16 protein-coding genes are annotated in these 14429 nt (G+C 67.2%); 2 read left to right on the top strand and 14 right to left on the bottom strand.

Annotated features, from left to right (window positions below):
- Nucleotides 1-82 precede the first annotated feature (82 nt).
- The 3 genes from tsf to B7R21_RS05725 all read right to left on the bottom strand — a co-directional run bounded on the left by tsf (nt 83) and on the right by B7R21_RS05725 (nt 3793).
- Nucleotides 83-910 carry a translation elongation factor Ts gene (tsf, locus tag B7R21_RS05735; protein ID WP_116282298.1) on the bottom strand — a complete coding sequence of 276 codons (828 nt, stop codon included), beginning with the start codon at nt 908-910 and terminating at the stop codon, nt 83-85.
- Nucleotides 911-1050: 140 nt separating this feature from the next.
- A complete protein-coding gene (rpsB, locus tag B7R21_RS05730; RefSeq protein WP_116282297.1) occupies nt 1051-2064 on the bottom strand; it encodes a 30S ribosomal protein S2 in 1014 nt (337 codons plus the stop codon).
- 208 nt (nt 2065-2272) lie between these two features.
- Nucleotides 2273-3793 (bottom strand): sugar porter family MFS transporter, encoded by a 1521-nt coding sequence (locus tag B7R21_RS05725; protein ID WP_116282296.1) that lies wholly within the window; start codon nt 3791-3793, stop codon nt 2273-2275.
- 154 nt (nt 3794-3947) lie between these two features.
- On the opposite strand from B7R21_RS05725, the gene B7R21_RS05720 reads away from it, so the two are divergent.
- The gene (locus B7R21_RS05720) at nt 3948-4529 is read left to right on the top strand and encodes a murein hydrolase activator EnvC family protein (protein ID WP_172592069.1); all 582 of its coding nucleotides are present in this window, start codon (nt 3948-3950) and stop codon (nt 4527-4529) included.
- A 16-nt stretch (nt 4530-4545) separates the two neighbouring features.
- Here the strand turns inward: B7R21_RS05720 and B7R21_RS05715 are convergent, their stop codons facing one another.
- The 10 genes from B7R21_RS05715 to B7R21_RS05670 form a co-directional block, all read right to left on the bottom strand.
- Nucleotides 4546-5469: a tyrosine-type recombinase/integrase gene (locus B7R21_RS05715; protein WP_116282295.1), complete on the bottom strand. Its 924-nt coding sequence runs from the start codon at nt 5467-5469 to the stop codon at nt 4546-4548.
- A 29-nt stretch (nt 5470-5498) separates the two neighbouring features.
- On the bottom strand, nt 5499-6395 hold the full coding sequence (locus B7R21_RS05710) for a phosphodiesterase (RefSeq protein ID WP_116282294.1): 897 nt from the start codon (nt 6393-6395) through the stop codon (nt 5499-5501).
- A 107-nt stretch (nt 6396-6502) separates the two neighbouring features.
- Entirely contained in the window at nt 6503-7822 is a 1320-nt protein-coding gene (dprA, locus tag B7R21_RS05705) for a DNA-processing protein DprA (protein ID WP_116282293.1), read from the bottom strand.
- Nucleotides 7819-9354, bottom strand: a complete 1536-nt coding sequence (locus tag B7R21_RS05700; RefSeq protein WP_116282292.1) for a YifB family Mg chelatase-like AAA ATPase — start codon at nt 9352-9354, stop codon at nt 7819-7821. Before B7R21_RS05700 ends, dprA begins: the two co-directional genes overlap by 4 nt.
- The gene (locus B7R21_RS05695) at nt 9351-9707 is read right to left on the bottom strand and encodes a YraN family protein (RefSeq protein ID WP_116282291.1); all 357 of its coding nucleotides are present in this window, start codon (nt 9705-9707) and stop codon (nt 9351-9353) included. The genes B7R21_RS05700 and B7R21_RS05695 overlap by 4 nt, the downstream gene beginning before the upstream one ends.
- Nucleotides 9708-9811: 104 nt before the next feature.
- Nucleotides 9812-10135 carry a DUF2469 domain-containing protein gene (locus B7R21_RS05690; protein WP_104244363.1) on the bottom strand — a complete coding sequence of 108 codons (324 nt, stop codon included), beginning with the start codon at nt 10133-10135 and terminating at the stop codon, nt 9812-9814.
- A gap of 12 nt (nt 10136-10147) precedes the next feature.
- A complete protein-coding gene (locus B7R21_RS05685) occupies nt 10148-10822 on the bottom strand; it encodes a ribonuclease HII (protein ID WP_116282290.1) in 675 nt (224 codons plus the stop codon).
- Nucleotides 10819-11598 (bottom strand): signal peptidase I, encoded by a 780-nt coding sequence (lepB, locus tag B7R21_RS05680; protein WP_116282289.1) that lies wholly within the window; start codon nt 11596-11598, stop codon nt 10819-10821. The genes B7R21_RS05685 and lepB overlap by 4 nt, the downstream gene beginning before the upstream one ends.
- Before the next feature lie 151 nt (nt 11599-11749).
- Nucleotides 11750-12097 carry a 50S ribosomal protein L19 gene (gene rplS, locus B7R21_RS05675; RefSeq protein ID WP_116282288.1) on the bottom strand — a complete coding sequence of 116 codons (348 nt, stop codon included), beginning with the start codon at nt 12095-12097 and terminating at the stop codon, nt 11750-11752.
- A gap of 215 nt (nt 12098-12312) precedes the next feature.
- Complete coding sequence (locus tag B7R21_RS05670) at nt 12313-12810, bottom strand: MFS transporter (protein WP_116282287.1); 498 nt, start codon at nt 12808-12810, stop codon at nt 12313-12315.
- A 76-nt stretch (nt 12811-12886) separates the two neighbouring features.
- On the opposite strand from B7R21_RS05670, the gene map reads away from it, so the two are divergent.
- Nucleotides 12887-13654: a type I methionyl aminopeptidase gene (map, locus tag B7R21_RS05665; RefSeq protein WP_116282286.1), complete on the top strand. Its 768-nt coding sequence runs from the start codon at nt 12887-12889 to the stop codon at nt 13652-13654.
- Between the two features lie 58 nt (nt 13655-13712).
- Here the strand turns inward: map and trmD are convergent, their stop codons facing one another.
- Nucleotides 13713-14423: a tRNA (guanosine(37)-N1)-methyltransferase TrmD gene (gene trmD, locus B7R21_RS05660; protein WP_116282285.1), complete on the bottom strand. Its 711-nt coding sequence runs from the start codon at nt 14421-14423 to the stop codon at nt 13713-13715.
- Nucleotides 14424-14429: the final 6 nt, after the last annotated feature.

Below are 14429 nucleotides of genomic sequence, written 5' to 3'. Positions count from 1 at the left end.
TTCGTTCGTTCGCTGTTCAGGCTACCGGTAAACAAAAAGCCCCGACGCCGTTACGGGCGTCGGGGCTTTGAGGTGCGAGAGCTTACGCGCCGACCTTGAAACGGGCGAAACCGGTCACGGTCAGACCGGCCTCTGCCAGCACCTTCGCGACGGACAGCTTGTTGTCCTTCGCGTAGTCCTGGTCGAGCAGGGCGACCTGCTTGAAGTACCCGGTGAGACGGCCTTCGATGATCTTGGGCAGCGCCGCTGCCGGCTTGCCCTCGTTCTCGGCGATCTCGGTCACGATCTTCCGCTCGGCGTCGACTGCGTCGGCGGGAACGTCGTCACGGCTCAGGTACTCGGGGTTCGCGAAGGAGATGTGCTGCGCGATGCTGCGTGCCGTGTCTGCGTCATCGCCGCTGTAGCCGACGACCACGCCGACCTGCGGGGGCAGGTCCTTCGAGGTGCGGTGCAGGTAGATGGCGAAGTGCTCGCCACTGACCTTCGCAACGCGGCGGAGTTCCAGCTTCTCACCGAGGATCGCGGCCTCGTCGGAGATGGTCGCGGCGACCGTCTGCGAGCCTGCGTCGGCCGCGAGGGCCTCCTCGAGAGTGGATGCTCCGGATGCGGTGACCGCGTCCAGGACCTTCTCGCTCAGGTCGATGAACTTCTGGTTCTTCGCCACGAAGTCGGTCTCGCTGGCCAGCTCGATGAGGGTGGCGGTGTCGCCGTTCTCCTTCGCGGCGACGAGGCCTTCGCTGGTCGCGCGGCCCTCGCGCTTGGCCACGCCCTTCTGGCCCTTGAGGCGCAGGATCTCGATGGCCTTCTCGATGTCTCCATCGGCCTCGACGAGAGCGTTCTTGCTGTCCACCATTCCGGCGCCGAGACGGTCGCGCAGGATCTTGACGTCGGCAACGTTGAAGTTTGCCATAGTGCTTCTTACTCCTTGTTCACTGGCTGTGCCCGGGTGTTCTCCCCGGGCACAGCATAGATGTTCTGGATGGCTCCCCAGCCCAGATCATGGGCTCAGGATTCATTCGCGCCGGGCCCCTCGGGGCCCGACGCCATCAATCAGACGGTCTGCTCAGGGTCTTCGGTGCGGGCCTCGGCGACGGGGTGCTCCACCGGGTCGCCGATGTTCTTGCCGATGAGCTGCGCGTCAGCGTCGTTCTCCTCGGTCGGCTCTTCAACCAGCTCGGCCGCGTCGCCGTCGATGACGGCCGCGTCGGCCTGGGCGGACTCGACCACGGCCGCGTCAGCGCCCTCGGTGGCGAGCGTCTCGGCGACAGCGGTCTCGTCAGCGGCGAGTGCGTCGGTCGACGCACCGAGGAGCTCGCGCTCCCACTCGGCCAGGGGCTCGACGGCCGACACGTTGCCGGTCTCCTCGGGCTTCTGGTGACGCTGGATGAGGCCCTCGGCGGCGGCGTCGGCGATGATGCGGGTCAGGAGGCCCACCGAGCGGATGGCGTCGTCGTTGCCCGGGATCGGGTACTGCACTTCGTCGGGGTCGCAGTTCGTGTCGAGGATGCCGATGACCGGGATGCCGAGCTTCCGCGCCTCGTCGATCGCGAGGTGCTCCTTCTTGGTGTCGACGACCCACAGTGCCGACGGGGTCTTCGCGAGGTTGCGGATACCACCGAGGCTCTTGTGCAGCTTGTCGAGCTCGCGCTTCTTGATGAGCAGCTCTTTCTTCGTGAAACCGCTCTTCGCGGTGTCTTCGAAGTCGAGCTCCTCGAGCTCCTTCATGCGGGCGAGGCGCTTCGAGACCGTCTGGAAGTTGGTCAGGAGGCCACCGAGCCAGCGCTGGTTCACGTAGGGCTGGCCCACGCGGGTCGCCTGCTCGGCGATCGCTTCCTGCGCCTGCTTCTTGGTGCCGACGAAGAGGATGGTGCCGCCGTGGGCGACCGTCTCCTTGACGAAGTCGTAGGCCTTGTCGATGAAGCCGAGCGACTGCTGCAGGTCGATGATGTAGATGCCGGAACGCTCGGTGAAGATGAATCGCTTCATCTTCGGGTTCCAACGGCGGGTCTGGTGCCCGAAGTGCACGCCGCTGTCGAGCAGCTGGCGGATGGTTACGACGGCCATGAGCCGTTCTCCTGTTCTCCCGGCGTCTTCGCGCACGGATGCACGACAGAGCCGAATCGGTTCGTCAGTGGCGATCGGATGATCGTCTCTCCTGGTACCCGGCACAGACCCGCTCACGCTCTTTCGAGACGTGAGACCGAATGGGTTCTGGCGGCCGATGGGCACGCGTAGTCACCGCGACGAGCGCGGTGCTACGAAAAGAGTACCACTACGCCGATGCCTTCAGGGCTGCCGCCGCCTTGGCCGCCCGCCCACCGCGATCGACCTTCAGGTCGTCCATGCTCTCCAGCGACCTGCCCTTGGTCTCCGGCACCGCGAAGAACACGAAGATGAAGGAGAGGAGGGCGAAGAACGCGTACATCCCGTAGGTGAACGGGAGCGAGAACGCCGAGAGCGCGGGGAACGTCTCGGTGACGGCGAAGTTCGTGAGCCACTGGGCCGCTGCGGCGATGCCGAGCGCCTTGCCGCGGATGCGGTTCGGGAAGATCTCGCCGAGAAGCACCCAGACGAGCGGGCCCCAGGTCGCGCCGAACGAGATGACGAACAGGTTCGCCGCGACGAGCGCGATCGGTCCCCAGGCCCCGGGCAGCGACGGGTTGCCGTCGACCTGCACCGACTGCGCGAACGAGATCGCCATGAAGGCCAGCGAGACGACCATTCCGATCGATCCGATCAGCAGCAGCGGACGACGCCCCGTCTTGTCGACGGTGAAGATGGCGACGAACGTGACGAGCACGTTGACCACGGCCGTGACGACCGAGATCGTCAGGCTCGTCCCCGCGTTGCCTGTGTCGAAACCGACCGAGGACCACAGGGATGTCGAGTAGTAGAAGATCACGTTGATGCCCACCAACTGCTGGAACATCGACAGCAGGATGCCCACCCAGACCACGGGCAGGAGACCGAACAGTTTGCCACGGAGGCTCGCGGTGCGCGCGTTCTCCTTGTCCTGCTTCAGGGACTCCTCGATCTCGGCGAGCGCGTCGTCCACCTGCGCCTTCGGCATCACACTGGCGAGCACGTTCTTCGCGTCGTCGTGGCGGCCCTTGCCCGCGAGGTAGCGGGGAGACTCGGGCAGCCGCCAGGCGAGGAGCCCGTAGACGATCGCCGGTACGGCGCAGACCACGAACATCCAGCGCCAGGCATCCACTCCGAAGAAGAGGGGGCTGTTCGCATCCCCCGCGGCGTTCGCGAGGATGGCGTCTGAGAGAAGGGCAGCGAAGATGCCGAGCGTGATGGCGAGCTGCTGCAGCGAACCGAGGCTGCCACGCACGGCCTTCGGGGCGATTTCAGCGATGTAGGCCGGAGCGATGACGCTCGCGATGCCGATTCCGAGCCCGCCGAGCACCCGCCAGAGGATCAGGTCGGTGACGCTGAAGGCGAAGGCCGAGCCGATCGAGCTGAGGAGGAACAGGCCCGCGCCGATGAGCATGACCGGCACGCGGCCGAGACGGTCGGCGATGCGGCCGGCGAAGTATGCGCCGATGGCGCAGCCGAGCAGAGCGGATGCGACGGCGAAACCGCTGAGGAAGGGGAGGGTGTCGAGCCCGAAGTCGGTCTTGATCGCATCGACGGCCCCGTTGATCACAGAGGAGTCGAAACCGAACAGGAAGCCGCCGAGAGCGGCTGCGATCGACAGGGCGAGCACCTTGCGGTTCAGCCGTTTCTGGAGGTCCTTCTCCGACTGCTGTGCGTTCGTGGATGTGGTGTTGCTCGTGCTCCCGGCCATGGCCTGCCCCTCTGGTGATGTGTTCCTGTGGAGCGGGAGGGGAGGGGCGACGCTGCCCGGGCTCTTCTCGCCCACATCTTCGATCTTGCCACGATGTTCCACCGATGGCGGAAACCGCCCCCCGGACTTGCGCCCACGGGCCGAGGCTGTTGTCATGTCCGAACTACGTGTGGCCACAGCCGTGGCCGTCTGCCTGTTATTGCTGGGGGTGCTCGGTGGCGTGGATGCGGCCGGCGCTGCCGGCCCCGCCAGCTCTGTCGGCTCTGTCGGCCCTGTCGGCCCTGTCGGCCCTGTTGGCGCTGTCAGCTCTGCGGGCGCTGTCGGCTCCTGGCCGACGGATGCCCCGCACTTCGTGCTCCGGCCCTTCGAAGCCCCCGCCACCCGCTACTCCGCCGGTCACCGCGGAATCGACATCGCCACCAGCCCCGGCCAACCTGTCTACGCCGTGCTCGCCGGCACCGTCTCGTTCGCGGGGGTGGTGGTCGACCGGCCCCTCGTCTCCCTCGCCCACGGCGGCGGCCTGCTCTCGAGCGTAGAACCCGTCACCCCCACCGTCGCCCTCGGAGAGACGGTGGCCGCCGGCCAGCAGATCGGAGTGGTGGCGACCTCCCTGCACTGCGAGCTCGGGTGTGTGCACCTCGGCCTCCGCCGGAACGGGGAGTACGTGTCCCCCTTGCTGCTGTTCGGCGGCATTCCTCGCGCGGTGCTCCTCCCGGAGCCGGCCGGTCCGGGCTGAGGCGCGCCCGCTGCCCTCAGGCGCGGGGGTGGGCCGCGAGGTACGTGCTCCGCAGCCGCTCCGTGGTCACGTGGGTGTAGATCTGGGTGGTGCCGAGGCTCGAGTGACCGAGCATCTCCTGCACGGCACGCAAGTCGGCTCCCCCGTCGAGAAGGTGGGTCGCCGCCGTGTGCCGGAAGGCGTGCGGGCCCTCCGGTCCGCTTCCAGGCACCCGCGAGAGCAACTCGGAGACCACCGCGTAGACCGCCCTTGTGCCGAGCCTCCCGCCGCGGCGGTTCAGGAACAGTGCGCTCGATACGCGTACCTGCGACGCCTGGCCTGATGCGGCATCGATCAGAAGCTCCCGCCTGCCGTTCTCCCGGTACTGGGTCAGCGCCGCGAGCGCGGGGCCGCCGAAGGGAACCACCCGCTGCTTCGAGCCCTTCCCCGTCACCAGCACCGTGCGACGGTCGTCGTCGAGATCGTCGACGTCGATGCCCACGATCTCCGACACGCGGAGCGCGGACGCGTAGAGGAGTTCGACGATCGCCCGGTTGCGTTCGGCCACCGGGTCGCCACCCTCCGCCCGTTCGACGAGCAGATCGAAGATGGACTGCATGGATGACCGACTGAGCACTCTCGGCAACGCCCTCTCGGGCCGGGGCGCGCGAAGCCGCACCGCGGCGTCGCCGCTCTGTCGTCCCGTTCTCGTCAGCCACCCGGAGAAGCTCTTGGCTGTTGCGGAACGCCTGGCCATCGTCGCCTTCGAGAGCCCCTGGTTGGATGCCGCCCACAACCAGTCGCGCAACAGCTCCAGGGTCACGTCGGTCTCACCCTGTTCGACACTGAAGGCCAGGAGGTTCGCGAGATCGGAGCGGTAGGCGCGAACCGTATTCGGCGAGTAGCCGCGTTCGAGCGCCAGGTGCGACAGGAAGTCGTCGGCGTTCTGTTCGAGGCTCATGCTCCCAGAATGCCGGACAGATCGCTGGATCAGCCGGCGCGGGGTGCGTGGCGCGAGAACGCGTCGCGCTGCTCCGCCGGGCTGAGCGCCTCGATCCGTCGAACGACATCGGTCGGAAAGCTGTTGATGACGCCGTAGTCGCCGACAGGAACGATCGAATGCACCACCTGGTCGCGGTAGACGTGCACGAGGGTGAAGGACTGCCCACCGCCCACCCCGCTGAGCTGATCGGGCCCTGCCGAGAGGTCCATCGTGTAGCAGGTCGCCGCCGCCACGGAGATGGGGATTCCGGCGAACAGCGAGGTGGTCGAGTAGTGCAGGTGCCCACCGAGGATGCCCCGCACATCCGTCCCCCTGATGACGTCGGCGAACCGCTCCTGTTCCTGGAGTTCCAGGATCGGCATGAGCGGGAGTGTCGTCGGAATCGGCGGATGGTGAAGCGCGATGAGCGTGCCGTGGGCAGTAGGCGTGCGGAGTTCCTGGCGCAACCACTCCAACTGCGCGCTGTCCAGTTCGCCGTGGTGAAAGCCCGGCACCGACGTGTCAAGGGCGATCAACCGCAACCCGTCGAGGTCGAAGACACGGTCGACCGGGTCGTCGCTCTCGGCCTGGTCGAGCAGCTCGACCCGCATCCGGCCCCGTGCGTCGTGGTTTCCCATCACCCACACCAGCTCCGCTCCCATCCGCTCTGCAGCCGGCTCAACCAGCGCGCGGATCCGCCGGTACGCGTCGGTCTCGCCCAGATCGGTGAGGTCCCCGGTGAAGACCAGGGCGTTCGGCTTGATCTCCGACCGCTCGAGCTGCAGGAGGGCACGAGCCAGCGTCGAGTCGGTGTCGACCGTGCCGTAGAGCTTCGCCCGCCCCTGCAGGAAATGCGTGTCACTGAGGTGGGCGATGACATGGGTGGGTGCATTCGTCGTGGCCATCTCCCCATCCTGCCAAACCCCTCCGACGCCGCGGGCGCACGTCATCGCCTGTCGGCGGGGGGCGGGTGCGCGCGTGCCTCAATCGGGCGGCGCCTGGCCCGACCGCCTCACCGGGACGTCACGCTCCGCCACCCGCCATGCTGTTCCTCGACGGCGCCCTCCAGCCCGAGCGCCCCGAGCACCGACTGCACGGCAGCCACCCCCAGTCCCGCCCGCCGCGCAACCTCGTCGACCGAACGCGGAGCGCGTCGACCGAGAGCATCGAGCACCCGAACCTGTTCGGCGGGCCGGCGCTTCTGGGTGGAGGGTGGTGCTTCGAGTCCCCGGAGAACCGGCTGCGGTGACGCGCGCTGCACCTCCCCGACCAGCTGCACGACTTCATCGGGAGTCGTCACACAGACCGCATCGAATTCACGGAGGAGCCGGTGACAGCCAGCCGACGACGGAGAGGTCACCGGCCCCGGAACAGCACCGAGCGGTCGGCCCAGCGCCGCGGCGTGAGCCGCCGTGTTGAGGGATCCACTCCGCACCCCCGCCTCGACGACCACGGTGGCCAGAGCCGCAGCCGCAATCAGACGGTTCCGTTGTAGAAAGCGCCACTTCGTCGGTGCAGAGCCGCACGGCAGTTCGGAGAGAACGACACCCACCTCGGCGATCCTGGTGAGGAGCGCATCGTGTCCCGTCGGGTAGAAGCGGTCGACTCCTCCGGCGAGGAACGCGAACGTCTGGCCGGAACTCGCCAGGGCGGACCGATGGGCCATCCCGTCGATGCCGTAGGCCGCACCCGAGACGATGCCGAAGCCCCGGTCTGCGAGACCGGCTGACAGCTCCATCGCCATGTGTTCGCCGTATCCGCTCGCGGCCCGGGCTCCGACGACGGCGATGGCGGAGCGGAGCCCGAGAACCGCGTCGGGCCGTCCCCGGGCCCAGAGCGCCACGGGCTGGTGCGGACCGAGACCCTCGAAGCCCTCTGGCCACTCATGATCCGTCGGCACGATCAGTCGCGCGCCGCACCTCTCGGCCTGCCTCATCGAGGTCAGGACCGTCGATGTCGTGAGCCGGGGCCTCCACCGTTCGAGCGCGGCTTCCACCTCTCCGGCCGTTCCCACAGCGGCGCCCGCATCGCGGGCCAGCCCGAGAATCGTTGCCGGCGACTGGCGGGCGACGACGCATTCCAGCGCGGCGGCCGATCCGAGCGCCGCAACGAGCCGGCCGGCAGTGGCGTCCCCCGGTTCGGCGATGCCGCTCCACGCTGCGTGAGCGAAACGCGACGCAGCCGACGCAACCGAGACATCCGAGGCAGCCGGCTCGACAGCACCATCCGGCTCGGCGCCGCCGGCGTCCCCGGCTGAGCCGTGAGGCCAGACGGGGCTGACGGAGGAGACGGCGTCGATCACGAGTCTTTCGTCCAACAGGAAGATGTTCACAGTGTCAGCGACTTTCTGAGATAGAGGGCGCGGCCGATCTGGTCGGCACCCGGCCGCGGGGCGCCATCGAGGTCTGCAAGAGTCCAGGCGACTCGCAGTATGCGGTCGTAGCCGCGCATAGTGATGAGGCCGCGTTCCAGCGCGCGGTCGAGCGAGGCAGTGGCGTCCCTCGCCAGCTTCTCCGGCCCGCTCCGAAGCCACGTGCCGAGCACCTCACCGTTCAGCTTCCACGGCGTACCAGCCAGCCTCGCGGCCATCCGAGCGCGAGCCTCCTCGACCTGCACACGCGCTTTCGCCGTCGTGAGCCGCTCACCTGATTCGTCGATCCTGAGCTGCGCGGCAGACACCCGCCGCACCTGCACCTGGATGTCGATCCGGTCCAGAAGCGGCCCGGACAGCCTCCCCAGATAGCGCCTGCGCGTATTGGGTGTGCAGAGACAGTTGAGGTCGACGGTTCCGTACTGCCCGCAGGGGCAGGGATTCGCCGCCATCACGAGCTGGAACCGCCCCGGGAACCGCGCGATCGCATTCGCCCGATGGATGCTGATCACCCCGGACTCGAGCGGCTGGCGGAGGGTATCGAGAACGTTGCTTGCGAACTCGGGAGCCTCGTCGAGAAAGAGCACGCCGTGAGATGCCCGCGCCGCTGCCCCGGGCCGGATCTGTTTCGAGCCACCACCGATGAGGGCCCCGGCCGATGCGGAGTGATGCGGGCTCTCGAACGGGGGCCGGGTGGCGAGAGTGCGCGGCACCGAGGCCCCGGCGAGCGAGCGAACCGAGCTCACTTCGAGGGCAGACTCGGCGTCGAGGTCAGGGAGCAGACCCGGGAGCCTCATCGCGAGCATGGTCTTCCCGGCACCGGGCGGACCGAGCATGAAGATGTGGTGCCCACCCGCGGCCGCCGCAATGAGGGCCAACACCGCATCGGCGTTGCCGATCACATCGGCGAGCTCATGTTCGGGCGGCTCCGTGTCGAGTGCCCGGGCGCCCTCGATGACGTCGAGCGGTATCGGGTCGAGCCGTGCGCCGTGGTGGATCGCGGCATCGCGAAGCGAGACCACCGGAACGATCGTCACGCCGGGTACGAGGGATGCCTCGTCGCGGTTGCCCGCAGGCACGACGAAGGTGCGGAACCCCGCACGTGCTGCCGCGGCGATGGCCGGCAGTACTCCATTCATCGGGCGGAGCCGGCCATCCAGACCGACCTCTCCGAGGTGCACGACCCGTTCGACCGACTCAGCCGAGACGGTGCCCTCGGCAGCGAGGATCGCCATGGCGATGCCGAGGTCGAAGGTCGACCCGTGTTTGGGCAGGGCCGCGGGTGAGAGGTTGACGGTGATCTTCGTCGTCGGCAGGGGGCAGCCGGAGTTCGTGGCCGCTGCGCGAACGCGATCCCGGGCATCCGAGAGCGCCGTGTCGGGCAGCCCGATGATCATCAGGGTCGGCAGGCCGTTCCCGATGTCGGCTTCGACCTCGACCATGGAACCGGTCATCCCGAGCAGAGCCACGGAGTGCGTGCGGGCCACCATCAGAAGATTCCGACGAGATGTTCGATGACGGCATCCTGCCGGGGCGGCGCCAACACACCGATGGCATCGATGCGGATCTGCCGGCGCCCGGACTCGGCGCCCTCACACCATGCGCCGGCGAGCCTTCGCAACCGGGCCATCTTCGCGATGGTGATCGCCTCGAACGGATGGCCGTAGCGAAGCCCCGAGCGGGTCTTCACCTCGACGAAGACTGTCACGCCCTCGTGCTCGGCCACCACATCGATCTCGCCCTGGCGACACCGCCAGTTGCGCTCGATTATCCCGTATCCCTGCTTGACCAGGTACTGGGCGGCAAGCTCCTCGCCGCGCCTGCCCAGTTCGTCTTTTGCCTTCATCGTGTGCCTCCGCCACCAGAGTGGCAAGAAGGCCCAGCGAAGAATGGTGCAGCAGGCGGATCTGTGGAGAGATCCGTGGATCAGATGCCTGTGGAGAACAGGAGCTACTCGTCGAGCGCGAGCTCCTTGGGCAGCTCGAAGTCCTTCGACGACAGCTCTTCGATGTTGACGTCTTTGAACGTCAGCACGCGCACCGACTTCACGAACCGGTCGGAACGATAGACATCCCACACCCACACATCGCTCATCGTGAGCTCGAAGTAGAAGTCGTGTTCGGTGTCGCGGCGCACGAGATCGACGTCGTTCGCCAGATAGAACCGGCGCTCGGTCTCGATCACATACTTGAACTGCGATACGACGTCGCGGTATTCGCGGTAGAGCGCCAGCTCAACCTCGCGGTCGTAGTCCTCGAATTCGTCTTCTTCCATGGTGCTGCAAGTCTATGCCGGAACGCTGTCGGCGATCATCCGCTCGCTCTTCAGCCAGCTGTGACGGTGATGCACGGTCGGCCCCAGCAACTGCAGTCCCTCGAAGTGCGCGGAGCTGCCGTAGCCCTTGTTGCTCGCCCATGCGTAGCCCGGGTGCTCGTCGTGCAGCGAGATCATCAGCCGGTCTCGGTGCACCTTCGCAACCACAGACGCTGCCGCGACCGACGCGCAGTCCCGATCGGCCTTGACCTTCGTCGTCACCTGTACCTCGTCGCCGATCTGGGCCGCGAGGTAGTTGTGGTTGCCATCCAGCAGCAGAATCGCCTGGGCGGTGTCGACGCCGACAGCCCGCAGTTGTGTGAGCGCGCGGGCGCCTGCAATACCCAGGCAGGCGATGATTCCGAGGCGATCGACCTCGTCGGCGCTGGCAAGCCCGACAGCGGATGCCCACGCCCACTCGGCGGCGAGGGGTGCGAGTTGCTCCCGCCGCGCCTCGGAGAGCAGCTTCGAGTCGCGGAGCCCCGCAGGGAACCTGCGGCGACTGGCGGGATCGATGACGCACATTCCCACGGCGACGGGCCCGGCAAGCGCGCCGCGGCCCACCTCGTCGACTCCGATGACGAGGTGGGCTCCGGCGCGCCCGAGAGTGCGCTCATGCCGGAGGGTCGGATCGCTGACCGGCGTCACCCCGACCCACCCGACGAGCCCGAGGCCGACGAGGGCGCGGCATCCGCGGCCCCCCTGAACACGGATGAATAGTTGTCGAGGAAGCTCCACCGGGTCACGGGGAACGTGATCCAGAGAGCGCGGCCGACAACATCGCTCTCGGGCACGAATCCACCACCGGGATTGGTCTGGTTGTAGCGGGAATCCGCCGAGTTGTAGCGGTTGTCCCCCATCACCCAGAGCGATCCTTCGGGCACTGTCACGTCGAAAGCGAGATCGGAGACCTTGGTGATGCCGTCAGGGAGTTTCAGGTACGGCTCGTTGAGCGGCACGCCGTTGACCATCATCTGGCCGACCGCATTGCAGCACTCCACGTGGTCGCCCGGCAGCCCGATCACGCGCTTGATCAGATGGTCGTTGCTGTCTGTCGCTGCCAGCCCCACGGCATCGAGCACCCAGTTGATCGCCCCGACGATCGGCGTCGTGGGCGGGTCGACATGGGCGGGAAGCCAGCCGCCCGGGTCTTTGAAGACGACGACGTCGCCGCGCTCGATGGGGATGACGCCCGGCTCGAGTTCGTTGACGAGGATGCGGTCGCCGATCTGCAGCGTGTTCTCCATCGACCCCGAAGGGATGTAGAACGAGCGCACCAGGAACGTCTTGATGAGCACAGACGCGAGCAGGGCGATCAGGAAGATGACGACGATGTCACGAATGAAGAGGGCGGCGCTCTTCTGGCGTCGCCCCGTGCGTCTGCCGCCACGATCCGATCGTGGCCGCAACGATGTTTCTGTCATTTAACCGCCTGAGCTCCCGACCCATTTTATGGGGCAGGAGCTCAGGGAGACGGTCAACCCGCGAAGCGAAACCGGCGTATTCCCAGACGCGTTATCCAAATGTTAGGACGACCCTCAGAAAAACCTGCCGATTGACAGCGCAGACGACGAGTTACGCGTCGCGCTTCTCTTTGATCTTCGCCTTCTTGCCGCGAAGAGCCCGGAGGTAGTAGAGCTTCGCGCGGCGCACGTCGCCGCGGGTGACGATCTCGATGTGGTCGATGACCGGGGAGTGAACCGGGAAGGTACGCTCGACGCCGACCTGGAAGCTGACCTTGCGCACGCAGAACGTCTCGCGGATGCCCTCGCCCGAACGGCCGATGACGATGCCCTGGAAGACCTGCACGCGCGAGCGCGTGCCTTCGATGATGTTCACGTGCACGCGAACGGTGTCGCCGGCGCGGAAGTCGGGGACGTCGCTCCGCAGGGATGCTGCGTCGACGCTGTCGAGAATATGCATGGTGTATCGCTCTCTGCAACCGCCACAGGTCGACTACGTTCTTGAGGCCCGATCAGGGCCATTCAGTGAAGGGGTGTGCGACCGTGACTGCAGAACTCCCCTGTGGCAGAGTCTGGCGGTGGCACAATCGAACATTCTGCCACGACATGCGCATCAATAGCAAAGAGCGACGTCCAGACACCCGGCGTGAAGTGCGCGCTCCGGATGACCGAACCCTACTTCTGGTGGTTGCGGCCGGTCTCGATGACGATGTACTCGCCATCGGCCACGATGGGCTCGCGCACCGCCTGCGGGGCCCCGCCCATCTCTGCCGCGTACTGGAACGTGTCGAACACACCCTGCACCCGCCGCTTCGTCTCGCCGACCAACTGGGCGATCGAACTCCAGAACGCGACCAGGCCCAGCACCACCGAGGCGACCGCAATGAACGATCCTGCGGGGAGGAAGAAGCCCACCGCGATGATCGACACATGCCAGAGGGCGACCAGCAGCACGTCCTGCCAGGTGACGGACCGGGTCAACCGGACCTGCTTTCGGGCGAACGTGATCAACGCGACGGCGGCCATCGCGAGTGCGAGCACTCCGCACGAGAGCATCACGATGAGGAACTGCCAGACCTGGCCACCGAAGACGGACCAGCCGATCAGCACCCACAGTGGCAGCACGACGACAGCAGCGACCTGCCAGTAGTAGAAAGCCCGGCGAACGAACATGCCTCAAGAGTACGGCGGGTAACGTGGACCGTGCCGTGTGTGGTTCGGAAACACAGGCAAATCAAAGGGAATCACCATGATCGAACTCAGAACGCCTGCCGAAATCGAGCAGATGCGCCCCGCCGGCGCCTTCGTCGGAGAGGTGCTCACCGCTCTGGCTGCCCGGGCCGCGGTCGGCATGAACCTCCTGAAGCTCGACGCCATCGCGCACGAGATGATCAGGGCACGCGGTGCCGAGTCCTGCTACATCACCTACCACCCGTCCTTCGGCGCCAGCCCGTTCGGCAAGGTGCTCTGCACGTCGGTCAACGACGCTGTGCTGCACGGCCTGCCCCACGACTATCGCCTCCGCGACGGCGACATGCTCACGCTCGACTTCGCGGCCTCAGTCGACGGCTGGGTAGCCGACTCGGCGATCACCGTGATCGTCGGCACGCCGCGGCCGCAGGATGCCCGCCTCATCGACACCACGACACGAGCGCTCGACGCGGGAATCGCCGCAGCCCAGCCCGGTGGCCGCGTCGGCGACATCTCGGCCGCGATCGCGGCTGTCGCCCTCGGCGACGGCTACTCGATCAACACGGACTTCGGCGGGCACGGCGTCGGCCGCACGATGCACGGCGACCCGCACATCCCGAACAACGGTCGACCGGGGCGCGGAGTGCACCTCGACCCCGGCCTCGTCATCGCGATCGAGCCGTGGTTCCTCGAGAGCACCGACAAGATCGTCACCGACCGCGACGGCTGGACCCTCCGGAGCGCGGACGGCTCCCGCGGCGCCCACATGGAACACACCATCGCCATCACCCCCGATGGCCCCCTCATCCTGAGCGCACGCGCCTAGCGGTGGTTCCCGGCCGACCCTGGCCGTTCTGTTGCAGAACACACGGCTCCGGGCCGGTTCACTCGGGCGGCAGAAGATCCGGTCGCACACGGCGGGTGCGCTCCCGTTGCGCCTCGCGGCGCCAGCTGGCTATGGCACCGTGGTTGCCGCCGATCAGCACCGGTGGTACATCCAGTCCCCGCCAGCTCGACGGCTTGGTGTAGCTCGGATATTCGAGCAACCCGTCTTCGTGGGACTCCTCGACGAGACTCTCCGGGTTGCCGATGACGCCCGGAATCAGCCGCCCGATCGCCTCAATCATGGCCATCACGGCCACCTCTCCCCCGTTCAGCACGTAGTCGCCGAGGCTCACGAGGCGAACGGATGCCCGGCTGCCGGCATAGTCGAACACTCTCTGGTCGATGCCTTCGTAACGCCCGCAGCCGAAGACGAGGTGGCTCGCGCGGCTCAGCTCGCGGGCCATCGCCTGGGTGAACACCTCGCCAGCGGGCGAGGGGAAGATGACAAGGGGGCCGGTCTCGCCCCGGGCATCCGGAACCTCACCCGGCAGGATCGTGTCGAGCGCCTCTCCCCACGGCTCCGGCTTCATCACCATGCCTGCTCCGCCGCCGTAGGGTTTGTCGTCGACAGTGCGATGCCGGTCGTGGGTGAAGGTGCGGAGGTCGTGCACATCGACCTCGAGGATGCCGTCTTCCCGCGCCCGCCCCAGCAGGGAGATGTCGAGCGCATCGAAGAACGTGGGGAAGATCGTGACGATGTCGATACGCATCCCCAA

Source organism: Subtercola boreus (genome assembly GCF_003399625.1).
GTDB lineage: Bacteria > Actinomycetota > Actinomycetes > Actinomycetales > Microbacteriaceae > Subtercola > Subtercola boreus_C.
Note: the sequence above shows the minus strand (reverse complement) of the source record. Positions and strands in the feature narration are given on the sequence as shown.